We start from the raw sequence: 22998 nt of genomic DNA on the forward strand, positions 1-22998 counted from the left end.
AACGTCCGGCACCGACAATCCCGTCCGGACCAGCCACCCCGTCCGTCCCGGCGGGCGGGTCCGGGACGGCGCCGGACCCTGCGGTGGGGCGCCCCGGCCCCGCCCCTCCGATCACTCGGGGTGGATTGTCAGTGGCTCTGTGTATGTTCCCCGGTGTCGGCGGCTCCGGGTCGGGGCGGCCGGCGGTGTCCGTCGTCGGGTGTGCGGGGTGGGAGGAACCATGCGGGTGTGGTCGTCGGAAGGTGTGGGCTCCGGTGGCTCCGGAGCGGTCGCGACCGCCCGGAGGTCCGGGGCGGCCGGCGGGTTCGGGCGGTCCCGGGTGCGCCGGAGGGCGCTGGTGCGCGCCGGGCGCGGGCCGGCGCCCGGCGAGGGCGGCGGCGGGGGAGGGCCCGGCGGGGCGCGGCCGCCCCGGGGGGACGGGCCGCCCGGCGGCGGTGCGGGAGGCGGCGCCGCGTCCGGTCGGCGGGGCGGGCGGGTCCGGGGCGGAGCCCCGCCGCCGGAGCCGGTGGCGGTCGCGCTGGCGGCGGCGGCCGCCGACTTCGCGGCCCTGGCGCGCCACGGGCTGTTCGGGCGGCTCGCGCACCCGGAGTACCTGCGGCGGGTGGAGTCGCACCTGCGCGCGCTGCACCGTCGGGGCCTGGAGGTGCACCTCAGGGTCCTGGAGGCGGGGGACTACGAGGACTACTGTGCGGCGCTCGGCCTCGATCCCCGGGCGCCCGCCACCCGGGTCGCCTACGCGGCCGATCCGGAGCTGGCCGGCGAGCCCTTCGTCTACGCCGGGCAGCGGCTGGCCGGGCTGCTCCCGGTGCTGCTGGACGACCACCGGGCCCGGGTGCGGATGTCCGTCGCCGGGGTCGCGCTGCTCCAGGCCGTCGGTGACGACGAGGACGGGCGGCGCAGGCTGGCGGCGGTCATGGGCTACGTGACGGCGGTCTACCTCGCGCTGGCCGCGGGTGCGGGGGAAGGCGGCCACCTGCTGACCCTGCGCTGCCACGGCCCGGAGGACGGCGAGCAGCTCACCTCGGCGGTGGACCTCCGCGTCCGGGCGGGGAGCCTCCACCCCGAGGGGCGGGACACCGAGGCGTTCTGCGTCACGCTGGCGGCGGGCGTGGCCGGCGGCGGCACGGGGGCGCTGCTGCTGCACGGCGATCCGGCCGCGTCCGGCGGTGCGCTGGTGCGCGGTTGGGCGCTGGCCGGCGGGCGATTGCGGCCGATGACGGTCCACGAGGTGTTCGACGAGCTGGCCGACGACGCGGCGCGCGGTCTGCCGTTCCCGCCGGGGGTGGTCCCCCGACCGGGGTTCCCGGTGCCCGGGTTCCCGGGCGAGGGGGAGGGGGGTGGGCCGCGGGGGTGACGTCGCCGGGGTGATCAGGGGGCTTCCGGGCGCCGCATCCTCCATGCGGCGCTGGGGACTGTTCATCGACCGCCTGTTCGGGGAAGATTCGGAGAAGATCAACAGCAGGAGCGTGTGGTGCCCCCACGCCGACGCTCCGGCCGCTCCGCTCCGTACCGTGCTCCGCAGGTCCGCCCCGCGCACCGCCGGTCCGGCGAGCCCGACACCGAGAGGGGGGCGCATGAGCCGGATCGAGTACAGCGCGGAGATCGCCGAGCTGCTCGGCAGGGTGCGCCGGCGTCCCACCGCGGGGTGGCCCTGGCGCCCGGGCGAGCAGGTGCCCGGTGACCTGCCGGTGAAGCAGTCCTGGGGCTGGCTGTTCGCCCCGGACGGCCGGGTGCTGACCTTGGTCAACCCCCGGGACGGGATCTGCTCGCTGCCCGGCGGCTCGCTGGAGCCGGAGGACGCCGGCGATCCGGCCCGCGCCCTGGCGCGGGAGGCGGCCGAGGAGGCCCAGGCGGTGATCGGCAGACCGTACTACCTGGGCTACCTCTACGACCGGGTGGGCTCGGCGAACGGCGGGCACGAGTGCGCGCGGGTCCGGATGGCGGCGCCGCTGCGGGCGGTCGGCCCGAGCGTGGCCGACCCGGCCTCCGGGCGGCACTACCGCCGGCTGCTGGTCGCGCCCGGGCTCGCCGTCGAGCTGCTCGGCTGGGGTGCGCCGGGGCTGCGGCAGGCCCGGGCGGCCGTGGCCACCGCGGCGCACCGCCTCGGCGTGCCCGTCGCCGCGAACGAGACGATCGAGGAGCTTCCGGTGGGGGGCTGCACCGTCTTCCCCGGTCCCGCCTACCCGGGCGTCGACCAGGGCCTCGCCGAGCCGGGCGCCCCTCGCCCCGAGGACCGTCACCCGGCCGACAGCTGATCGTGGGCCGACGGACGGCCTCCGGCCGACGGCTGGTCCGCGGTCGCAGGCTGGCCTTCGGCCTACGGGTGGCGCTCGGGGAAGGCTGATCCCGGGCCGAGGGCCGGTCCCCGGCTGACGGCTGGTGCCCGGTCCGCCCGCCGCCGCGTCGAGCCGGGTGGCGGCCGTCTGATCACCGGCCGGCCGCCGCTCCACCGGCGACCACTCCACCTGCCGCCGCTCCACCGGCGACCGCTCCACCGGCTGCCGTTCCACCGGCTGCCGTTCCACCGTCGGGCGCGCCCGATCGGGCACCCCCGCCCGCCTCCCGACCGCCCTTTCGGCTGACCGCCGACTGACCACTCGCTGACCGTTCGGCCGACCACTCTCTACGCGCGATGACCGACGCCCGTCGGCATTGGCCGCCTTGACCAGCGTCAACTCACGCACTGTGGGCCGGGGTTCACTTCTGCGTTGTCAGACGGTCCGTCAATATCCTTGGCATGAGCGCTTCCCGGTTCACCTACCTCCTGGTATTCCTTCTGTGACCAATGCCACACCAGGAGGTGTCATGCTCCGTCCAGCTCGTGCACTGTCCGTTGCCGCGATAGCGGCTCTCCTCACTCTGACCACGCTCTTCACCGCGTCGTCCGCCAACGCGGCGGGGGTCAACTACGTCGCGCTCGGGGACTCCTACTCCGCCGGCGTCGGCGCCGGCAGCTACCTGAGCGACAGCGGTAACTGCAAGCGGAGCACCAACTCGTACGCGTACCTGTGGAAGAACGCGCACGCGCCGTCATCCTTCTCGTTCGTCGCCTGTTCGGGTGCCAGAACCGGCGACATCCTCAACAACCAGATCTCCGCCCTGAGCTCCGGCACCACGCTGGTCAGCATCTCGGTCGGCGGCAACGACGCCGGGTTCGCCGACACGATGAAGACCTGCGTGCTGGAGTCGGACAGCTCCTGCCTCAACGCCGTCAACGCGGCCCAGAACTACGCCCGCAACACCCTGCCGGCCCAGCTGGACAAGGTGTACTCGGCGATCCACGCCAAGGCGCCCAACGCCCACGTGGTCGTGCTGGGCTACCCGCACCTCTACAAGGTCGGCGGCAGCTGCATCTTCGGCATCGGCGACACCAAGCGCGCCGCGATCAACGGCGCCGCCGACACGCTGGACGAGGTCATCGCCAAGCGGGTCGCCAACGCCGGTTTCACCTTCGGTGACGTGCGCAGCGCGTTCACCGAGCACGAGATCTGCGGCTCGCTGACCACCTGGCTCAACAGCACCACCCTGCCGGTCGACGAGAGCTACCACCCGAAGGCCTCCGGCCAGTCCGGTGGCTACCTCCCGGTCTTCACCCGGTCCTGACACACAGCCCCGCTGCGCGTCGCTGACGCGGGACCGCGAGGCCGGTCCCGCGCCCGCACCGGTGCCGCCGGCTGCTCCCCGAGGAGGGGAGCAGCCGGCGGCACCGGCCGTTGCTCAGGCGCCGGCCGGTCTTGTCGCCGTTCCCGTTCCCGGGCCCGGTGTTCCTCGCCGAGGCGTTCCAGCGCCCCGGCCGGCCCGGGGCGGCTGCGGGCCAGGGCGGGGAGGAACGCGGAGTCCTCGCCGGCGTGGTGGTGCGTCAGCCCTTCGCAGAAGGTCGGGCAGTGCCGGCGCAGCCGGAGCCCGAGCCCGGCCGGGCTCCGCGGGGCGTTCCAGGACCGCGACGGCCGGCTCCCGCCTGCGTGACGGCCCGGTAGTCGCCGTAGCCGGGTCGCTTCCGGACGGCGGCTGCGAACCTCCGGTCCCGCCGAGCGCGCTCGGCCGGCACGGCGACGGCATCGAAGGAGTCGGCGCCGAGTTCGCCCCGGGCCGCGGGAGGGGCGAGCAGGCTGCGGTACCACGGGGGGCGGGTGCGCTCCGGCCGCCGCGGCGGCGACCGGGAGCAGTCCCTCCGCCTCGACGTACCCGAGCGGCACGGTGTGCGGGCGCCCCGAACGGCCCCGGCAGTGGTGAGCAGCAGCGGGCCGCCGCCCTCGAAGGGGCCGCCGACGCGGCCACGGGTGTGGGTGGGCTCTCCGGCGGGACGGGGGAGTCACGACCACACGCGGTGCGGGGGTTCAGGGGTTCAGGGGTGCGGGGCGCAGCGGCGCATCGGTGTACGGCGGTGGGAACGGGCCGACGGACGGACGTCGACGGCCCGTGCGCGGCCGGGCCGCCGCTCCGGGGTGGGAGCGAAGGCCCGGTGGAGTGGGGCGGTGGCTCAGTGCAGGTAGTCGGCCAGGCCGGCGGGCTTGAGGCCGGCCGCGTCGGCGGCGGCCAGAGCACGCTGGAGGTCGGTGGCGAGGGTGTCGGTCCAGTGCATCAGCACGACGTCGCCCGGCTGCAGCGTGCCGGGGTGCCAGATGTTGGAGGCGCCCCAGCTGAAGTCGGCGTCGGCGGTGAGGACGGTGCGGATGCCGCAGTTCGCGGCGGCCTGCAGGGTGTCGGCGTTCCAGGCGAAGTAGGGCGGCCGGAACACCACCGGGGCGGTGCCGAACAGGCGGGTCAGGGCGTCGCGGGCGTCGCAGATCTCGACCTGCTGCCGTTCGAGCGGGAGCGTGCTGAGGTCGGAGTGGGAGACGCTGTGGTCCTGGACGGAGGAGCCGGGCACGGCGGTGACCCGCCGGAAGAAGCCCGGGTCGGTGCCGGCGGGCATGGGCAGCGGGAAGGCGGTGATCGGCAGGCGGTGGTCGGCGATGAACCGCTCGGCCTCGGGGGTGCGCTGCCAGCCGTCGTCGACGGTGAAGAAGACGACCTTGTCGTCGGTCGGGACGGAGCCGGCGGCGACGGCCGGGGTGGGCGCCGGGCCGTCCACCCGGACGTCGTCGACGGAGAACGGCCCCTGCTGGTACCAGCCGTGGACGTAGAGGCGGACGCTGCGGGCCTTGGGGCCGGTGGTGAAGCGGGTGGTGAGCTGCTGCCAGCCGCCTGCGGTGCTCGCGGTCCAGGCGGGGGCGACGTCGCGGCCGGTGCCGGTGGCGCCCAGGTAGACGAAGGAGCCGCGGACCCAGGCCGAGGCGGTGTAGGTGGTGTCGGGCTGGACGGAGACGGTCTGCGCGCACTCGCCGGTGGAGTCGTCGCCGGCCGGGGTGACGGTGAGCGCGGAGCTCCCGGAGTGCGGGGCGGCGGTGGTGAGGGCGGCCTCGGCCGGGCCGCCGGTGCAGCTCCAGCCGGGGACGCTGCCCCAGTCGGCGAGGTCGGGGGAGGGAAGTTCGAAGCCGGGGTTGGTGGCCAGGTTGACGGTCGGGCCGCCGGTGCCCCCGGCGGCTCCGGGGGTCGCGGTGGCCACCGGGGCGGTGAGCGCGGTGAGCAGCGCGACGGAGGCGGCCAGCGCGGACAGGCGCGTGGACATCGACACGTGAGGACTCCTGCGGGGTGGGGGAGCCGCGCCCGTGGGGAGGGCGTGGCGGAATCGGGACCGTGGAACCGGGGCGCTCCCCGAGGGGCGGGAGCGGGTGGTGCGCCGCACGCGGACCGAGGAGAAACAATGGACTGGACCAATCGGCCCGTCAAGGGAACGGCGGGTGAACCGAGTGCCGCCCGCCCGGCCGCAAAGAGGACGAGACGACCCGTCAGGAGACGTACCGCACAAGGGCGGTGGAACCGGCGGCTCACCGACCTATCGGACGTGCCGGTGGGGGCGGGGCGGCGGGCCGGATCGGGGCGGCACTCGCGCCGGCTCAGGAGACGTACAGCTCCGCGACGTCCTCGGCGTAGTACTCGGCGATGGCCGCCCGGCGCAGTTTCAGCGAGGGCGTCAGCAGGCCCTGCTCCTGGCTGAACTCCCGCGGCAGCAGCCGGAACGCGCGGATCGACTCGGCCCGCGACACCGCGGTGTTCGCCGCCGCCACCGCGCGCTGGATCTCGGTGTGCAACTGTTCGTCGGCGAGCACCGCCCACGGGTCCAGCTGTTCGCGCCCGTGGGTCTTCAGCCAGTGCGCCAGTGCGCCGGGGTCGAGGGTGATCAGCGCGGCCACGTAGGGCCGGTCGTCGCCGACCACCAGGCACTGGGAGACCAGCGGATGCGCGGCCACCCGCTCCTCCAGCGCCGACGGGGCGAGGTTCTTGCCGCTGCTGGTGACGATCAGGTCCTTCTTGCGGCCGGTGATGGTCAGGTAGCCGTCCTCGTCCAGCCGCCCCAGGTCGCCGGTCGCGAACCAGCCGTCGACCAGGGACTCGGCCGTGCACTGCGGGTGGTTGAGGTAGCCGCCGAAGACCGAGTCGCCGTGCACCCACACCTCGCCGTCGTCGGCGAGCGCGACCGAGCAGCCCGGCAGCGGGTGTCCGACGGTGCCCGGCTTCTGCCGGCCGATCGGGTTGGCCGTGATCGCGGCGGACGTCTCGGTCAGCCCGTACCCCTCGTAGAGCTGCAGTCCGGCGCCGGTGAAGAAGAGGCCGAGGTCCCGGCGGAGCGAGGATCCGCCGCACATCACGCTGCGCACCCGGCCGCCGAGCACGGCCCGCAGCCGCTGGTAGACGGTCCGCTCGTAGGCGAGGTGGCGCAACCTCAGCTTCGGCCCGGGGCCCGGCCCGCGGCCGAACACCTTCTGCTCCCGGGCGGCCGCCCAGTCGACGGCCACTTGCCGGGCCTGCTCGAAGAGCTCCCCGCGCCCGGCGTCCTCGGCGGCCTGCCGGGCTTGTTGGAAGATCTTCTCGAAGACGTAGGGGACGGCGTTCAGGAAGGTCGGCCGGAAGGAGGCCAGGGCGGGCAGCAGCGCGTCGGTGGAGACCTCGGGGACGTGGCCGATCCGGAGCCCGCCGCGGATCGCCGCGATCTGGACGGCCCGGCCGTAGACGTGCGCCAGCGGCAGGAACAGCAGGGTCGACGGCTGGCCGCCGCCGGTGTCCCGGAAGGCCTCGCCCCAGCCGCCGAGCAGGGCGTCGGCCTCGGCGGCCAGGTTGGCGTGGGTGATCAGGCAGCCCTTGGGGCGCCCGGTGGTGCCCGAGGTGTAGACGACGGTGGCGATGTTCCCGGCGGCGACGCCGAGGCGCTGGCGGTGCACCAGCGAGTCGGGCACGTCGCGGCCGTCCTCGACGATCGCGGCCACGCAGTCGCGGTCCAGCTGCCAGATGCCGGTGAGGTCGGGCAGCGCGTCGCAGACCGCCCCGACCGTCATCGCGGCGTCCTCGTCCTCGACCAGGCACGCGACGGCCTGGGTCTCGGCGAGGATCCAGCGCACCTGCTCGGCGGCCGCCGTCGGGTAGACCGGGACGGTGATCGCCCCGATCGACCAGAGCGCGTAGTCGAACAGTGTCCACTCGTAGCGGGTGCGGGACATCAGGGCGACCCGGTCGCCGTAGCGCACGCCGCGGGTGAGCAGGCCCTTGGCGAGGGCGAGCACCTCGTCCCGGAACTCCCGCGCGGTGACGGGCTCCCACTGCTCCGACGGGTCCGGGCTTCCGGCGGCGCCGGGACCGCCCTGGCTGCCGGGTCCGCCGTGGCCGGTGCCCGGACTGCCGTAGCCGGTGCCGGGTCCGCCGTGGCCGGCGCCGGCGGGGGGTGGCGTGCGGCGGGCGAGCTGGACGAGGTCGGGCGTGCGTTCGGCGGTGTCGTAGAGCGAGTCGGCGAGTCCTCCGGTGGCCCCGGGCCCGGCCAGGGCGGGGGTGGTGAACTCGCGCACAATCCCCCCGTTCGCGTCTCGCGTCCCGCGGCCGTACCGCCCGCGCCGTGCTCCTGCCGTGCCCGTGGTCCTGCCGTACCCGCACCGGGCCGGGGCCCGTACCCGCACCTGGGCCGGACCCGTGCGCCACCGCCGGTGCCGTGCCGTCGGCCGGTGCCCCGCAGGGCCCGTGCCACCGCCGGCGGCTGTCGCCGACCGGGCCGTTCGCGGGCCGTTCCGTGCCCGTGGCGCCCGGAGGGCATGGCGGTGCTGCCGGGCAGCGCAGGTGCAGCGAAACTATCGGATCGTCGTTTCGCTGCCCAGGGTTGTGACCGTGACGCGACGAGATCGGCACCGGGCCGCACGGAAAGTGTCGGGCGCGGGGAGGAGTCGTGTGCGGCCGACCACCGGGGCAAACGGGGCGTCCAGGGAGGATCCGGACGGCTGGCGGCGGTGATCGGGACCGCTTCCTGACGTGTCCCGGTCGAGCCGGAGAAGTGGGTGGGTTCGACCCTCGAACGAGTGGTCAGGGCGTAGTAGGCTCTCGCAGACCTGCGGCCGGGGGCCTCCCGGCCAGGCCCGATCCGACGACGCACCATCCACGCCGACCAGCCCCGCGGCCCCTTCCGCACCGCACCCGACACCCGTGCAGGACCCCCGCAGGACCTGCGCACCCACGCCCCGACGCCGCCCGACCGGCCCGGACCGCCCCCACGGCTCCGAGCCCCGCCCGCAACACCGGCACAGCAGCACCGCCCGTGGCCGGCTCCCGCCGCCCGGACCGCCCCACCGTTCCGAACCGCTCCCCGTCCGCGCCTGGCACTTCCCGACCGAGGACTCCATGCGTCTGCGCAGCAGCTCGATCCGCGCGAAGATCATCGCGCTGCTCCTGGTGCCCATCGTCGCCCTCACCGCCCTGTGGGTGTACGCGACCCTCGCCACCACCGGAGACGTCTGGGGCCAGCTGGAGATCACCCGTACGTACAAGGAGTTCGGGACTCCGGTCGACCAGTACGCCACCGACCTGCAGAACGAGCGGCGGGCCGCCGTCCAGCGCCTGGCCGACCCGAACTCGCGGGCCGCCAAGGACGCCTACGAGCGCGCCAAGACCGCCACCGACCACAGCCTCGACGTCCTGCGGCAGAAGATGGACGGCTCCGGGGGCAAGCTCTCCAGCGCCCAGCGCGGCCGCTTCCTGCAGATCGTCGCCGCGGCCGACCAGATGGGCCCGCTGCGCGCCCAGGTCGGCCGCTCGGCGCTCAACTGGGAGTTCGCGCTCGACCAGTACAGCGACCTGGTCAAGCCGGTGTTCGGCTTCCGCTCCGCCTACGTCGCCCGGCAGACCGGCCAACTCCCCCGCCAGGGGACGATCCTGATCGAGCTGGTGCGCGCCCGCGAGTACCTCTCCCAGGAGGACGCGGCCATGGAGGGCCTGCGCGCCGGCGTCGCCAGGCCCACCGGTGAGCAGTACCAGGTCGCGCTGGACGCCCTGCACAACCAGCAGGCCCTGTTCACCGTCTACATCGCCGAGCTCGAACCCGCCGACCAGGCCGACTACATCGCGCTGCGCGGGGGCGAGGCCTGGGCCGCGCTCGCCCGCGCCGAGGCGGACTTCGTCGGCGCCGGAGGCCCCGAACGGGTCGCCCAGGCCATCAACGGCGACTCCTGGCGGGAGACCGCCGACCGGGCGCTCGGCGACCTCGCCGCCATCAACTCCCGCATCGCCGCCGGGATCGGCGACCGCGAGCGGTCCGCGGCGATCGGACTGCTCTGGCGCGGCGGCATCGCCGGGGCGATCGGCCTGGTCGCGGTCGTGCTGTCGGTGCTGATCTCCTACCGGATCGGGCGCGGCCTGGCCCGCGAACTCATCGGCCTGCGCAACTCCGCCAACGAACTCGCGGGCACCCGACTGCCCTCCGTGATGCTGCGGCTGCGCCGCGGCGAGGCGGTGGACGTCGCCGCCGAGGCCCCCGAGCTGCGGTTCGGCTCGGCCGAGATCGGGCAGGTCGGGCAGGCCTTCAACGCCGTCCAGCGGGCCGCCGTCGAGGCCGCCGTCGAACAGGCCGACCTGCGCCGCGGCGTCTCGGCCGTCTTCGTCAACCTGGCCCGGCGCAGCCAGGTCCTGCTGCACCGCCAGCTCACGCTGCTGGACACCATGGAACGCCGCACCGAGGACCCGGCGGAGCTGGAGGACCTCTTCAAGGTCGACCACCTCACCACCCGTATGCGCCGGCACGCCGAGGGCCTGATCATCCTGGCCGGCGGATCCCCGGGGCGCGCCTGGCGCAAGCCGGTCCGGATGGTGGACGTGGTCCGCGCGGCGGTCGGCGAGGTCGAGGACTACGCCCGCGTCATCGTCCGGCCCTTCCCGGGGACCGGCCTGCTCGGCAGCGCCGTCGCCGATGTCACCCACCTGATCGCCGAACTCGTCGAGAACGCCGCGGTGTTCTCCCCGCCGACCACCCAGGTCACCGTGCAGGGCGAGGTCGTCGCGCACGGATTCGCCCTGGAGATCGACGACCGCGGGCTCGGGCTGAGCGAGCAGCTGCTCGCCGAGATCAACGAGCGCCTGGCCGTGGAGCAGGAGTTCGACCTGGCCGACACGGACCGGCTGGGCCTGTTCGTGGTCAGCCGGCTGGCCCGGCGGCACGGCATCCGGGTCCACCTGCGCCCCTCCCCGTACGGCGGGACGACTGCCGTCGTGCTGATCCCGCGCGAGCTGCTCGCCGAGGCGCCGGACGGGCGGCCCGAGCCGCCGCAGGCCGGACAGCGGTCGGGCCCGGCCCGGCGCGGGCAGCGCGACCTGGTCGCCGTGCCCCCGCTCGCCGGGACCGGAGCGGACGCGCCGGGCGGCGCGCGCGGCACGGGCGGTGCCACCGGCACCGGCCGGGCGAGCGGTGTGAACGGCGCGGGTGGTGCGAGTGGTGCGAACGGCCTCAGCGGTGTGCCCGCGGCGCGGCCGACGGCCGTCGGTGGCGGTACCGGCACCGGTGGTCGGCACCGGGGCGGCAGCGGCGGGCCCCGCCCGTCCCTGCCCGAGCCCGGCCGTACACCGGGCGGACTGCCTCGCCGGGCCTCGCGCACCAAGGGCGGGCCGGTCCTGGTGCCGGCACCGTCACCGTCCGGCGGCCCGGTGGCCGACGGCGAGGGCCCGCCCGGGACGGGGCGGCACCGCCGCGGGGAGGCGCCGGCCTTCGCGGACGCAGCCGTGGACGCCGTGGACGCCGTCGGTGGCGCCGACCCTGCCGGCCCTGTGGGCGTCGCCGGGACTGCCGCGGGTGCCGCCGTGGGTACTGCCGTGGGTACCGCCGCTCCGACGGACCCGCAGCCGCAGCCCGTGCAGCGCACTCCGGGCGGGCTGCCCCGGCGCGTCCGGCAGGCCAACCTCGCGCCGCAGCTCAAGGACCAGCTGGCCAACCGGCTCCGCGACCGTGCCGCGGCCGGCCCCGAGGGCGGCGCCGCCGGCGACGGCGCGGGGAGCGGGGACGGCGAACCGGCGCGCGAGCGCTCGCCCGAGGAGGCGCGGGCCGCCTTCGCCTCGTTCCAGCGCGGCTTCACCCGCGGTCGCGGCCTCACCGCCCCCGTGGCACCGGCGAGCCCCCGGCCCGCAGCCGTCCCCGCCTGGCAGCCCCCGGACCCGTCCCGCCGGGCGATCAGCCCGGCCCCCGCGCCGATGGCGCTGCCCGCGCCGTCCGAGGCGACCCGCGCGCCGCTGGCCCGCCGGGTGCCGCCCGGTCAACCGGTGCGCCTGAACCCGGTGAACCCGGCGCCGGAGGGGCCCGTACCGTCATCGGTACGACCCGATGCGCGGGCGCGGACCGAGGGGCCCGGGCCCGGACGACCCGACGGACCCGGGCCCGGACGACCCGACGGGCCGGAAACATCCGAACGTCCTGGAACGTCTGAATGACCGTACGACCCGATTCACCCGCTCCACCCGCGTGACCGCTTCACCCGCACGACCGCTTCACCCGCACCACCTGCTCCAGCGGAAGGAACTGATTCATGACCACTTCGACGCAGCCGTCCGGGGACCTCAACTGGCTCCTGGACGACCTGGTGGGGCGCGTCGCGGCCCTGCGGCACGCGGTGATCCTCTCCAGCGACGGTCTGGCCACCGGCGCCTCCCGCGGTCTCGACCGCGAGGACGCCGAGCACCTGGCCGCCGTCGCGGCCGGCTTCCACAGCCTGGCCAAGGGCGCCGGCGGGCACTTCAAGGTCGGCGGGGTCCGTCAGACCATGGTGGAGCTGGACGAGGCCTTCCTGTTCATCACGGCCGCCGGCGACGGCAGCTGCCTGGCCGTGCTGAGCGAGGCCGAGGCGGACATCGGCCAGATCGCCTACGAGATGGCGCTGCTGGTCAAGCGGGTCGGCGAGCACATGGCCGCCGAGCCGCGCACCGAAACCGCCCCGCCGGTGAGATGAGCGGTCCGATGGCGGATCCGAAGGGGGAGACGGCGGGGCGGACCGGCCCGGACGGGGCGTCCGAGCCGTCCGGGCCGCGCGTGCCCGGGGTGACGGCCGGCCCGGACGGACCGGCCGGGGCCGACGGCGTGGTCACCCCGCGCCTGGTCGCCCCGCATCCGGTCGAGGCTGTGAGCGGCGTGAGCGGCACGGACGACGGCGCGGACGAGGGCGCGGACGACGGCGGCCCCGACGAGGACGGTCCGGAGGCGCTCGAGGTCGACCTGTTCCGTCCCCGCACCCCGGTCGACGACCGCTGGTTCGACGACGAGGCCGGGCCTGTGGTGCGCCTCTTCTCGATGACCCGCGGGCGCGCCCGGCCCGTCGAGGACGGCCTGTTCGACCTCATCTCGCTGATCACCGCCGCCGATCCCGGGCCGGACGCGGGGGCCGTGCCCGCGCACGTCCTCGACCCGGAGCACCAGACCATCCTGGCCTGGTGCCGCCGCGAGCCGCTGTCCGTCGCCGAGCTCGGCTCCTACACGGACCTGCCGGTCAGCGTCGTCCGGGTGCTGCTCGGCGACCTCTACGATGCCGACCTGATCAGCGTCACCCGACCCGTTCCGCTCGCCGAGCTCCCGGACGAGCGCCTGCTGCGAGACGTGATCAATGGACTCCGTGCGCTCTGACCACGACGGCGCCACCGCCCCCGCCGACCGCGCCAACGACCCGAGCTGGCGCGGCGGCCCGGCCGTCGCGGTGAAGATCCTGGTCGCGGGCGGCTTCGGCGCGGGCAAGACCACGCTGGTCGGCGCCGTCAGCGAGATCCGGCCGCTGCGCACCGAGGAGGAGCTCAGCGAGCTGGGCCGCCCGGTGGACGACACCGCGGGCGTGGAGGACAAGCGCACCACCACCGTGGCGATGGACTTCGGCCGGATCGACCTGCGGCCCGGGCTCGCGCTCTACCTCTTCGGCACGCCGGGGCAGGACCGCTTCTGGTTCGTCTGGAACGAGCTGGCGCGCGGCGCGCTCGGTGCGGTCGTGATCGCGGACACCCGGCGACTGGCCGACTGCTTCCCCTCGGTGGACTTCTTCGAGCAGCGCGGCATCCCCTTCGTGGTCGCGGTGAACTGCTTCGACGGCACCGAGCGCTTCTCGCCCGACGAGGTCCGGGACGCGCTGGACCTCGACCCGGGGATCCCCGTGCTGCTGTGCGACGCCCGGCTGCGCGAGGACGGCAAGGACCTCCTGGTCGCGCTGGTCGAGCACGCGGCCGCCCGCCGTCACCGTGCCCCGACCTCGGCCCGGACCTGACGAAGCGTCAATTCAGCTCCAATGGAGCGTCATCCCGTATGTGGCGCCCGCCCGGCCCCGGCCCGGCGGGTGTCCGGGGCTGCCTCGGTCGTGGCGCTCCGCGTAGTCGCGGGGCCCGCCGAGGCGCCCATGCATCGCCCGCCGTCTCATTCCGGTGTCCGCATCCCGGACGTTTCATGTGCTGAAGGTTGCCTAGACCGGCGCGGCGTGGAAGGCTCTGGACACGAAGGCCGCCCGGCCGTGCCGTCGGGAGGGCCGGAAACGTTCCGTTCACGCGACCGCGCTCCGAGCGATCGCGCAGCAGTGCAGAGCCAGGGGGAGGGCTTCAGGATGACCGTCGACCAGCGACGCGCCGCCACCGTCCCGGCCCCCGTCACGCCGGCACTCACCGCCCGCCGCTACATCGACCAGGCCCTGATCTGCAGCGCCTGTTGTCGCTGACCGGCTGACCGTTTCCCGGTCCGCCGCAGGCGCCCCGGCCCGTCCGGCAGCCCTCCGGCGCACCATCACCCCCGTTGACCAGGCCGATCGCGGGCCCGCCCACCCGGCGTGCCCGCAGCGGGCCGTCCGGCCCCGCCTCGCGGAGAGACCACCAGTGAACATCGCCTGCACCAGCCCCGCCCCCGGCACCGCCGGCCGCCCCCGCAGGACCGGGGCGGTCTCCGCGGTGTGCGACGGCGGACCGGCCGGGCGGTGGAACGGGCGCGCCGACCGCGCCGAGGACATCCGGAGGGGTCGCCTCGACCTCGAGCCGTTCTGGCCGTCCCGGCAGCCGCACCTGTTCGATCAGACGTGTCCGGGCTCGCCCAGCGCGTCCCGGCCCTCCGCCGGCTGATCCCGGATCAGCCCCGCACGACGCCCGGTCGACGCGCAGACGACTCCACCCCGTCCGTCACGCGCGAAATGAGCGGTACACCATGTCTTCCTCCTCCACGGCCACCCTGAACCCGCCCACCGCGACCCCGCACCTGCGCGCGGTCCGCTCCCTCCCGGGCGTCGCCCCGGTCGGGCCCGGCACGTCCGGCGCCCCCGGCTCCTCCGTCCCGCACGCCGCCCCGGTCGCCGACCGATGGCCCGGCGCACCCGTGCGCACCTCCCACGCCGCCCCACCCCGTCAGGTCGGCGCGGCCACCGCGCCCCAGCCGGGTGCGGTGCTCCCGCCGGCCGCCGTGATCCCGGCTCCGGGCGCGGCGCTCCCGCAGGCGCCGCAGGCCCTGCTCGCCGCGCTCCCCGAGGGGGCGACCGTCGTCGCCGCCCTCCCGCAGGGTGCGCTGCCGCAGGGACTGCTCGCCCAGTACGGCTCGCAGTTCGGCGCCGCCGGGAACCCGATGGTCGGGTACCTGGTGCTGGTGCCGGCCGACACCGCGGTGGGCGCTCCGGCGGGGCTGTCCGCAGGTCCGGCCGCCGGTCCCTCCGCCACCGTGCCCGGGCCGGCGCCCGCTCCCGCCGGAGCCCGTCCGGTCCGGCCCGCCGGGCGCGGCATCACCGTCGACACCGAGCGGCGCAACGCCTACGTGGACGGGCGGCTGCTCGACCTCACGTACCTCGAGTTCGAACTGCTCGCCCACCTCACCGAGCACCCGCAGCGGGTGCACACCCGCGACCACCTGGTCTCGGCGGTGTGGGGCTACGGTCACGTCGGGGACGGCCGCACGGTCGACGTCCACGTCGCCCGGCTGCGCCGCAAGCTCGGACCGGCGTACCGGGAGACCATCGTGACGGTGCGTCGGGTCGGCTACAAGTACACCCCGGGTGCCTGATCGGCGAACTGCCAGTTAGCGGACCGCCTGTTCCTTCGCGGAACGGGCGGTCCGCCGTGCTGTTGTGACGGTTCGTGCAAGTGTGGTGTCGGGCACGCCGGTTGCGGCTTCCGGTTGCGCCTGCGGGTCAGACCTGCGGGTCAGGCCTGCGGGTCAGGTCCGCGGTCGCGCCGGCGGGTCGGCCCGCTGGTCGGGCCCGGCTGGTCAGGCCCGCTGGTCGGGCGGCAGCAGGAGGACGGCGAGCGCGTCGGCACAGGTGCGGGCGTGGCCCAGGAACCACTCCAGCCGGTCGTCGGTCAGGTGCGCCGGGGTCGAGCGGACGGCGAGGGCGAACCGGGCCAGTCCGGAGCCGTCCAGCACCGGAACGGCCACCGTGCGCACCCCGGCGGCGGACTCGCCGTCGTTGAGGGCGAACCCGGCGGTCCGTACCTTCGCCAACTCCTCGTCGAGCAGTGCCGGTTCGGTGATCGTCCGCTCGGTGAACGGTGCCAGCGGCCCGAGTGCGGAGACCGCCGCCTCGCCCGGGCGCGGCCAGGCCAGCAGCACCTTGCCCAGGGCCGTGGAGTGCAGCGGGCGGCGCAGTCCGAGGCCGCTGTCCGGGCGGACGGAGGCGCCGACCAGGATCACCGCGTGCGGACCGCTGCGGATCGCCAGGTCGGCGGTCGCGCCGGTGCGCCGGGAGAGCAGGTCTAGTTCGGGGGCGGCCAGGTGCAGTCCGCGCCGGTGGAAGGAGAGCTGGCCGAGCTCGGCGACGGCCGGGCCGAGCCGGTAGCGGGCGGTCTGCTCGTCCTGCTCCAGGAAGCCGGCGCTGACCAGGGTCCGGGCCAGGCGGTGCGCCGTGGAGACCGAGAGGTCCATCCGGCGGGCCAGGTCGGAGGCGCTCAGGTCGGGGCCGTTGTCGTGGAAGCAGTGCAGCAGCCCCAGCGCACGCTGGACGGCCTGCGCACCGGCCGGCGGACTCTGGACGGCGGTGGCGGCCTCGGCCATGGCACCTCGCGTTTCGGTGGGGATTTCCGGTCGGACCGCCGGAGGGAGTCTCAGCGTAGGGCAGCCATTGCTTCGGGAATATGTCGACGACGTTGCAATGGCATGCCGTTGATGAACAAGTGCTCCCATGATGTGGCAAGCCCTTGCCCGCGGCTCGATCGGCGTGGAACGCTCCTCGCATCGCGCCGGACGCCCAGCCCGACGCACCACCGCGACACCCGACGCGCAGGAAGGAGCGACACCGTGACGAACCACCGGTGCCCCGCCTCCCGCGCGTGTCGTCGCTGACGCCTTTCCCCCTCCCCGGTCGCACCGCACGGCCCGGTTCTCCACCGGCGCGGTGACTCCCCGCCGCCCCGGGCGCTGCGGCCCTCCGGGCCCCCTTCCAGCCCGCCGCCATCCGCCAACTGCCGTCCGCCATCCGGCGAAGCCCTCCACAGAGGACGCATCCCGTGCCAAGCCGCACCCCCAGCACTCCCCGCATTCCCGGCACGTCGGGCAGGTCCGGCACGCCGGGCACTTCCGGCGCATCCAGCGCTTTCAGCCCGTCGGGCCCTCTCGACACCCTCTGGTTCACGCGGTGCCCGGTGCCCACCGCCACCGGGATCGCCGCCGACCAGGGCCGGCTCGCGCGGGAGTTCGCCGCCGACGGCATCGCCGTCCGTTCGCTGCAGGACGCCCCGCCGGAGGTGGCCGCCGACCACCACTACACCCACGCGCTGACCGGCCTCTTCCGGGAGGGCGGCAACGTGCCCGCCCTGTGGGCCCGTTCGCGCGGTGAGGCCACCCGACTGATCGGCCTGACCTGGATCGAGGAGCGCCAGGTCGTCCTGGTCCGGGCGGGCAGTGGCCTCACCGGGCCGGGCGACCTGCGTGGACTGCGACTGGCGATCCCACATCATGACATCGGCATCGACTTCTGGCAGGCCATGGCGCTGGCCGGCTTCCGCGGGGCCCTCGGCCTCGCCGGGCTCACCCTGGCCGACGCGAAGCCGGTCGACGTCCCGAGCCCTCCGGGTGGCGGCCAGTGGGCCGCGGAACTGGCTGCGCTACGGGACGGGGTGGTGGACGCCGTGTACGTGAAGGGGGCGCTCGCCGTCGAGGCGGCCCGCCGGGTCGGGGCGGAGGTGGCCGTGGAGCTGGACGCCGCGCCGGACCGCCGGGCCCGGGTCAACAACGGGACGCCCCGGCCGGTGACCGTCCACCAGCGGCTGCTGGACGAGCGGCCGGAGCTGGTCGTCCGCTTCCTCGCGGTCCTGCTGGAGGCCGCCGACTGGGCGGCCGAGCACCCGGCGGAGGTGGTCCGGATCCTGCGGGCCGAGACCGGCGCAGGCGCGGAGGGCGTCGCCGGGGCGTACGCGCCGGGCAGCCACCGCACCCTGCACCTGGACCTCTCGGACGAACGCCTCGACCTGCTGGCGCAGCAGGAACGATTCCTCGGGGAGGCGGGATTCCTCGCCGCGCCGGTCGACGTCCACTCCTGGGCCGACCCGGAACCACTGCGCGCCGCCCGCGAGCTGCTGCGGACCCGCCGCTCCACTCCGGCCGCCGGCTGAGCCGCCCTGACGGCTCCCGGCCGACCGCTTTCCACCGACAGATTTCAGGTAACAGATTTCAGATGACAGATGTTGAAATCTGTCATCTGAAATCCGTCATCCGTCGCCGGTCATCCGTCCCCCGTCGCTCACCAGCCCATTGCCCGCCCCTCGCCAGCCCATTGCCCGCCCCTCGCCTGGAGACCCCCGTGAACACCTCCCGCCTCGCCCTGGCCGCCGCAGCGCTGCTCGCCACCACCGCCCTGGCCGCCTGCGGCTCGTCCGCAGACGGAGCCAAGGCCTCCGCCGGCGGCGGGGCCGGCGACAGGGTCGACATCGTGCTGCGCCTGCCCGACCCGGGCAACAACGGGTTCCTCGCCCGCGGGAAGAAGGACGGCTCCCTGGACCGGGCCCTGGCCGCCGTCCACGCCAAGGTCGCCTGGACCGGCAGCGCCGGCCCGTTCGCCCCCGCCGCGCAGGCGCTGTCCGCCGACCAGCTAGACGTGGCCCAGGGCTCGATCACCTCGGCCGTCGCCGCACTGGCCCAGAAGCCCGGCTTCAAGCTGTTCGCCCGCACCGACCCCGACGGCGTCGGCGAGGGCATCCTGGTGAAGAACGACTCGCCCATCAGGACCGTGCAGGACCTGGTCGGCCGCAAGGTCGCGGTCTCCCAGGGCGGCACCAGCGAGTACCTGCTGCTCAAGGCGCTGGAGAAGAGCGGAGTCCCGGCCGACAAGGTCGAACGGGTCTACCTGCGCGCCGACCAGACGGCAGGCGTCTTCAACTCCGGCCAGGTGGACGCCTGGGCGACCTGGAACACCTTCTCCACCCCCGCCATCGCCAACTCCGCGGCGCACTTCCTGGTCGACGGGAAGGAGGTCGGATCCGACAACTACGCGGTCTGGGCCGTGCGCACCGGTTTCGCCGACAAGCACCCGGACGTGGTCAGGACCTTCTACGACTACCTCCGGGAGAACGGTCTCAAGGAGAAGGCCGACCCGGCGGCCTACCTCAACGTCTTCACCGACTCGGGCCCCACCGCCGTCACCCCCGCCGAGAAGGACGTCGCGGTGAAGGTCAGCGCCCAGAGCGCCCCGGCCGGCGCCATCACCGAGGCCGACACCGCGCGCTTCGCCACCGTCGCCCGCTTCTTCGCCGACCAGAAGGTCACCAAGCAACTCGTGGACGTCAAGCCGTACCTGATCGACATCGACAAGCTCGGCGGGGGTGCCAAGTGACCACCGCCGCACCCGGCCGCACACCCGGCGCACCACTCCCGCCCGGCGGAGCCGCCGACCCCGCCGGAGCCGCCGACCCCGCCGGAGCCGCCGACCCCGCCGGAGCCGCCGACCCGGCCGGCCCCGCTCAGCCCGTCGACCCCGCCCAGCCCGTCGGACTGGTCACCCCGCGGGCCGTCCGGCAGCGGCCCCGCCCGCGAGCCCTCGCCGTGACTCTACGCACCCTGGGGCCGCTCGCCCTGCTCGGCGGCTGGGCCGTCGCCTCCGCCACCGGTGCGCTCACTCCGGACGTCCTGGCGTCGCCGGCCCAGGTGGCCGAGGCCGTCGGCGAGTTGTGGGGCAACGGCCAGCTCGTCGACGCCCTCACGGTCTCCCTCACCCGGGCCGGCCTCGGCCTGCTGCTCGGCGCCGGTGCGGGGCTGGTGCTCGGCGTGCTCACCGGGTTCACCCGCCTCGGTGAGGAGCTGCTCGACTCCGCGATCCAGGTCCTGCGAACCGTCCCCTTCCTGGCGCTGGTGCCGTTGTTCATGGTGTGGTTCGGCATCACCGAGACGGCGAAGGTCACCCTGATCGGGGTGGCCACCAGCTTCCCGATGTACGTCTCCGCCTCCGGGGGTGTGCGCACCACGGATCGCAAGCTGGTCGAGGCGATGCGCAGCTTCGGACTCGGCCGCTGGGCGATCGTGCGCACCGTCGTCCTGCCCGGAGCGCTGCCCGCACTGCTCTCCGGGCTGCGGTTGTCCATGACGCTCAGCGTGATCGCGCTGATCGCCGCCGAGGAGATCAACTCCACTGAAGGAATCGGCTACTTGATGGCCCAGGCACAGAACTACTCGAGGACCGACGTCCTCGCGGTCTGCATCCTGATCTACGGACTGCTCGGACTCACCGCCGACGGTGTCGTGCGCATCCTGGAGCGGGTGCTGATGCCCTGGCGCCAGGCCGTCCAGGGAGCCGCCCGATGAGCACGACCCAGGCCCTTCCCCCGGCCGCTGCCGCTTCTGCCCGTCCTGCCGCCCCCGCCGTTCATCTGCGCGGCCTGCGCCGGGTGTTCGGCACCAGGGCCGTCCTCGACGGCATCGACCTCTCGATCGCCCGCGGCGAGTTCGTCGCCCTGCTGGGCGCCAGCGGTACGGGCAAGACCACCCTGCTGCGCATCCTCGGGGCGCTGGACCAGGCCGACGAGGGCACGGTGCTCGTCCCGCCGGTCCGTACGGTGGTCTTCCAGGAGCCCCGACTCATCCCCTCCAGGCGGGTGCTGGCCAACGTCACGATCGGCCTGCCGGGTGGCGCCACGACGCGCGGGACAGGCTTGAAGGCGCTCGCCGAGGTCGGCCTGGACAAGCACGCCGAGGCCTGGCCGGCCACCCTGTCCGGTGGGGAGGCGCAACGCGTCGCCCTGGCCAGGGCGCTCGTACGCGAACCCCAACTGCTGCTCCTGGACGAGCCGTTCGCCGCTCTGGACGCGCTGACCCGGCTGCGCATGCAGGACCTGGTCGGTGACCTGGTCCGGCGCCACCGCCCGGCGGTGCTGCTGGTCACCCATGACGTCGACGAGGCCGTCCGGCTCGCCGACCGGGTGGCCGTCCTGCGCGAGGGCCGACTCGTCCGGGACGAGCAGGTCGCCGTCGAGCACCCGCGGGACCCGGCCGACCCGGCCTTCGCCGACCTGCGTCGTCGACTGCTCGCCGACCTCGGGGTCCACTGACCCGCCCCGCCCACCGGTCCGCCGCCACCTCCGCGGTCGACCGCCACCAGGATCGAACAACACCACACCGCATCAACGGAGTTGACCAGATGACCGTCACCCTCGGCGTCCACGCCAGCAACCCCTCGCTCTACTACCTCGCCCGACTTCCCTACCTGGACGAGGAACTGGCCCCGCTCGGGGAGGCCGGCGCCTTCCACCGCTACACCGACGGCACCCGAACCGGCGCCCTGCTCGCCGAGGGCACCATCGACTTCGGCGGAACCGGCTCCACGCCGCCGGTCACGGCCCAGGCGGCCGGCCACGACATCGCCTACGCTGCGGTGTCCGCTCCCCGCCCCGACCACGGGGCCCTGCTGGTGCTGGACGCCGGCCCGGTCCGGACGGTGGCGGACCTCGCGGGCGGCACCGTCGTGCTCGGCGTCGGCTCCTGGCAGACCCACCTGCTCGCCAAGGCCCTGCGCGCCCACGGTCTCTCGTACGGTCAGGACGTCACCCCGGTGCGTCCGGCGCCCGGCGAGGACCAGGCCGCGCGGCTGCGCGCCGGCGAGATCGCCGGCTGGATCGCCCAGGGCGCGGAACTCGCCGCGGCCCGCCGCAGCGGGGACTTCCGCGAGCTGGTGCGCACCGGCGACGTCATCACCGACCGCTCCGTCTTCTTCACCCGCCGCGAGTTCGCGGCCGACCGCCCCGAGGTGGTCGCGGCGATCGCCGCCGCGCTGGCCCGTGCGGACGCCTGGGTGGCCGCCCACCCGGCCGAGGCGGCCCGGATCGCCGCGGAGGACCTGGGCGGTTCGCCGGCCGACTGGGAGGTGGCCCTGTCCTCGCTGCCCTGGCGGCTGGAGCCCGCCTCCGCCGCGTTCGTCGCGGAGCAGCAGGAGGCCGCGGACATCTTCCACGCGGTGGGCTTCGTCGACCGCGAGCTGACCGTCGCCGACGCCCATCTGCCCGCACTGGAGGCACCGGTGGCCGCCGCGCTCGCCAAGGCGGTCTGAACCGTGGCCTCCGAAGTCCTCTGGTACGTCATCCCGCGCGAGGGGCACTACCCCTGGGAGCCGGCCGGCCGTCGCCCCGTCGACCTGCGCTACCTCCAGCAACTGGCCGGCAGCGTCGAGCGCTTGGGCTACACGGGAGCCCTGTTCGCGACCGATCTCCATGACGTGTGGACGCTCGGCAGTGCGGTCGCGGCGGCGACCACCCCGGCCTTCAAGCCCCTGCTGGCCGTCCACCCGGGGCTGGTCTCGCCGACCCTGCTGGCGAAGATGGCGCTCAGCTTCGACCACCTGCACGGCGGCCGGCTGAGGTTCAACGTGGTCAACGGGTCGACGGCGCAGCTGCGCGAGTACGGGCTGGACGTCGAGCACGACGACCGCTACCGGCTGAGCGGCGAGTACTGGTCGATCGTCAAGCGCCTGACGGCGGGCGAAGTGTTCGACCACAAGGGGGAGTTCTACGACCTGAAGAACGCGGGTGCGAGCCTGCGGGAGCTCACGCCCGTCCAGCCGGGCGGCATCCCGCTGTGGTTCGGCGGCAGTTCGGCGGCCGGCATCGAGATGGCGGCCGAGCACGTGGACGTCTACCTGACCTGGGGCGAACCGCCGCACCTGCTGAAGGAGAAGCTGGACCTCGTCCGCGAGCGGGCCGCGGCACACGGCCGGACGCTGCGGATCGGACTGCGGCTGCACCTGATCGTCCGCGACACCGAGGACGAGGCCTGGGCGGCGGCCGACCGGTTGCTCGACGTGACCAGCGAGGCGACCTACGCCCGCCAGCTGGGCGGCGCCAAGGGGGAGGACGGCGTGGGCTGGCAGCGGCAGTTCCGCCAGCACGGCGGCAGGGTTCCCGCGCGGGCCCGGGAGCTGGAGACCCATCCGAACCTGTGGCCGGGAATGAGCCTGTTCCGCCCGGGCCCCGGCACCGCGGTGGTCGGCTCGACGGCCCAGGTGGTCGAGCGGCTGCAGGAGTTCGAGTCGCTGGGTGTCGACACCTTCATCCTCTCCGGCAACCCGTTGCTGGAGGAGGCCCACCGAGTTGCAGAAACGGTTCTGCCTGTCCTGGGGATCCGCCGCTGAGTGCTGACGGACGGCCGCTTGACGCCTGGAAGTCGACAGCCGACAGCCGACAGGTGACAGGTGGCAGCGAACAGATGACGGCGAACAGATGACAACTGACAGCTGACAGCTGATGAAAGCT

General features: G+C 74.9%; 18 protein-coding genes. 14 read left to right on the forward strand and 4 right to left on the reverse strand.

Annotated features, from left to right (window positions below):
• The first annotated feature begins 505 nt into the window (after positions 1-505).
• From AB0N04_RS01420 to AB0N04_RS01430, 3 genes are all read left to right on the forward strand, one after another.
• Positions 506-1354, forward strand: a complete 849-nt coding sequence (locus AB0N04_RS01420; RefSeq protein ID WP_360219631.1) for a hypothetical protein — start codon at positions 506-508, stop codon at positions 1352-1354.
• Between the two features lie 220 nt (positions 1355-1574).
• The gene (locus tag AB0N04_RS01425) at positions 1575-2255 is read left to right on the forward strand and encodes a hypothetical protein (protein ID WP_360219628.1); all 681 of its coding nucleotides are present in this window, start codon (positions 1575-1577) and stop codon (positions 2253-2255) included.
• Positions 2256-2805: 550 nt separating this feature from the next.
• Positions 2806-3603, forward strand: coding sequence for an SGNH/GDSL hydrolase family protein (locus AB0N04_RS01430; RefSeq protein ID WP_360219625.1), 798 nt, complete (start codon positions 2806-2808; stop codon positions 3601-3603).
• 256 nt (positions 3604-3859) lie between these two features.
• Here the strand turns inward: AB0N04_RS01430 and AB0N04_RS01435 are convergent, their stop codons facing one another.
• From AB0N04_RS01435 to AB0N04_RS01445, 3 genes are all read right to left on the reverse strand, one after another.
• Positions 3860-4240 carry a nitroreductase/quinone reductase family protein gene (locus AB0N04_RS01435; protein WP_360214030.1) on the reverse strand — a complete coding sequence of 127 codons (381 nt, stop codon included), beginning with the start codon at positions 4238-4240 and terminating at the stop codon, positions 3860-3862.
• 240 nt (positions 4241-4480) lie between these two features.
• On the reverse strand, positions 4481-5611 hold the full coding sequence (locus tag AB0N04_RS01440) for a polysaccharide deacetylase family protein (protein WP_360214032.1): 1131 nt from the start codon (positions 5609-5611) through the stop codon (positions 4481-4483).
• 328 nt (positions 5612-5939) lie between these two features.
• Positions 5940-7880 (reverse strand): AMP-dependent synthetase/ligase, encoded by a 1941-nt coding sequence (locus AB0N04_RS01445; RefSeq protein WP_360213913.1) that lies wholly within the window; start codon positions 7878-7880, stop codon positions 5940-5942.
• A gap of 820 nt (positions 7881-8700) precedes the next feature.
• Between AB0N04_RS01445 and AB0N04_RS01450 the strand changes: the two genes are divergently transcribed.
• From AB0N04_RS01450 to AB0N04_RS01470, 5 genes are all read left to right on the forward strand, one after another.
• The gene (locus AB0N04_RS01450; RefSeq protein WP_360213915.1) at positions 8701-11769 is read left to right on the forward strand and encodes a nitrate- and nitrite sensing domain-containing protein; all 3069 of its coding nucleotides are present in this window, start codon (positions 8701-8703) and stop codon (positions 11767-11769) included.
• Positions 11770-11864: 95 nt separating this feature from the next.
• Positions 11865-12284 (forward strand): roadblock/LC7 domain-containing protein, encoded by a 420-nt coding sequence (locus AB0N04_RS01455; protein WP_360213917.1) that lies wholly within the window; start codon positions 11865-11867, stop codon positions 12282-12284.
• An 8-nt stretch (positions 12285-12292) separates the two neighbouring features.
• On the forward strand, positions 12293-12952 hold the full coding sequence (locus tag AB0N04_RS01460; protein WP_360213919.1) for a DUF742 domain-containing protein: 660 nt from the start codon (positions 12293-12295) through the stop codon (positions 12950-12952).
• Between the two features lie 70 nt (positions 12953-13022).
• The gene (locus AB0N04_RS01465) at positions 13023-13577 is read left to right on the forward strand and encodes an ATP/GTP-binding protein (RefSeq protein ID WP_360214034.1); all 555 of its coding nucleotides are present in this window, start codon (positions 13023-13025) and stop codon (positions 13575-13577) included.
• 1271 nt (positions 13578-14848) lie between these two features.
• On the forward strand, positions 14849-15337 hold the full coding sequence (locus AB0N04_RS01470; RefSeq protein WP_360214036.1) for a winged helix-turn-helix domain-containing protein: 489 nt from the start codon (positions 14849-14851) through the stop codon (positions 15335-15337).
• Positions 15338-15541: 204 nt separating this feature from the next.
• Here AB0N04_RS01470 and AB0N04_RS01475 read toward each other — a convergent pair whose 3' ends face one another.
• The gene (locus AB0N04_RS01475) at positions 15542-16324 is read right to left on the reverse strand and encodes an IclR family transcriptional regulator (protein WP_360213921.1); all 783 of its coding nucleotides are present in this window, start codon (positions 16322-16324) and stop codon (positions 15542-15544) included.
• A 587-nt stretch (positions 16325-16911) separates the two neighbouring features.
• Here AB0N04_RS01475 and AB0N04_RS01480 point away from each other — a divergent pair.
• The 6 genes from AB0N04_RS01480 (at position 16912) to AB0N04_RS01505 (ending at position 22877) form a co-directional block, all read left to right on the forward strand.
• The gene (locus AB0N04_RS01480; RefSeq protein WP_360213923.1) at positions 16912-17880 is read left to right on the forward strand and encodes an ABC transporter substrate-binding protein; all 969 of its coding nucleotides are present in this window, start codon (positions 16912-16914) and stop codon (positions 17878-17880) included.
• Between the two features lie 188 nt (positions 17881-18068).
• Positions 18069-19097 (forward strand): NrtA/SsuA/CpmA family ABC transporter substrate-binding protein, encoded by a 1029-nt coding sequence (locus AB0N04_RS01485; RefSeq protein WP_360213925.1) that lies wholly within the window; start codon positions 18069-18071, stop codon positions 19095-19097.
• Between the two features lie 158 nt (positions 19098-19255).
• Entirely contained in the window at positions 19256-20062 is an 807-nt protein-coding gene (locus tag AB0N04_RS01490; RefSeq protein WP_360214038.1) for an ABC transporter permease, read from the forward strand.
• On the forward strand, positions 20059-20805 hold the full coding sequence (locus tag AB0N04_RS01495; protein ID WP_360213927.1) for an ABC transporter ATP-binding protein: 747 nt from the start codon (positions 20059-20061) through the stop codon (positions 20803-20805). The genes AB0N04_RS01490 and AB0N04_RS01495 overlap by 4 nt, the downstream gene beginning before the upstream one ends.
• An 89-nt stretch (positions 20806-20894) precedes the next feature.
• Entirely contained in the window at positions 20895-21800 is a 906-nt protein-coding gene (locus tag AB0N04_RS01500) for an ABC transporter substrate-binding protein (RefSeq protein WP_360213929.1), read from the forward strand.
• A gap of 3 nt (positions 21801-21803) precedes the next feature.
• Positions 21804-22877 carry an LLM class flavin-dependent oxidoreductase gene (locus AB0N04_RS01505; protein ID WP_360213931.1) on the forward strand — a complete coding sequence of 358 codons (1074 nt, stop codon included), beginning with the start codon at positions 21804-21806 and terminating at the stop codon, positions 22875-22877.
• The last annotated feature ends 121 nt before the right edge of the window (positions 22878-22998 follow it).

The sequence above is a fragment of the Kitasatospora sp. NPDC051702 genome, from assembly GCF_040681575.1.
Classification (GTDB): Bacteria; Actinomycetota; Actinomycetes; order Streptomycetales; family Streptomycetaceae; genus Kitasatospora.

Excerpts from the sequence above, each read along its gene's own strand:
- AB0N04_RS01430 (WP_360219625.1), top strand. The coding sequence starts at position 2,806 with ATGCTCCGTCCAGCTCGTGCACTGTCCGTTGCCGCGATAGCGGCTCTC.
- AB0N04_RS01475 (WP_360213921.1), bottom strand. The coding sequence starts at position 16,324 with ATGGCCGAGGCCGCCACCGCCGTCCAGAGTCCGCCGGCCGGTGCGCAG.
- AB0N04_RS01425 (WP_360219628.1), top strand. The coding sequence starts at position 1,575 with ATGAGCCGGATCGAGTACAGCGCGGAGATCGCCGAGCTGCTCGGCAGG.
- AB0N04_RS01440 (WP_360214032.1), bottom strand. The coding sequence starts at position 5,611 with ATGTCCACGCGCCTGTCCGCGCTGGCCGCCTCCGTCGCGCTGCTCACC.
- AB0N04_RS01495 (WP_360213927.1), top strand. The coding sequence starts at position 20,059 with ATGAGCACGACCCAGGCCCTTCCCCCGGCCGCTGCCGCTTCTGCCCGT.
- AB0N04_RS01450 (WP_360213915.1), top strand. The coding sequence starts at position 8,701 with ATGCGTCTGCGCAGCAGCTCGATCCGCGCGAAGATCATCGCGCTGCTC.
- AB0N04_RS01460 (WP_360213919.1), top strand. The coding sequence starts at position 12,293 with ATGGCGGATCCGAAGGGGGAGACGGCGGGGCGGACCGGCCCGGACGGG.
- AB0N04_RS01455 (WP_360213917.1), top strand. The coding sequence starts at position 11,865 with ATGACCACTTCGACGCAGCCGTCCGGGGACCTCAACTGGCTCCTGGAC.
- AB0N04_RS01500 (WP_360213929.1), top strand. The coding sequence starts at position 20,895 with ATGACCGTCACCCTCGGCGTCCACGCCAGCAACCCCTCGCTCTACTAC.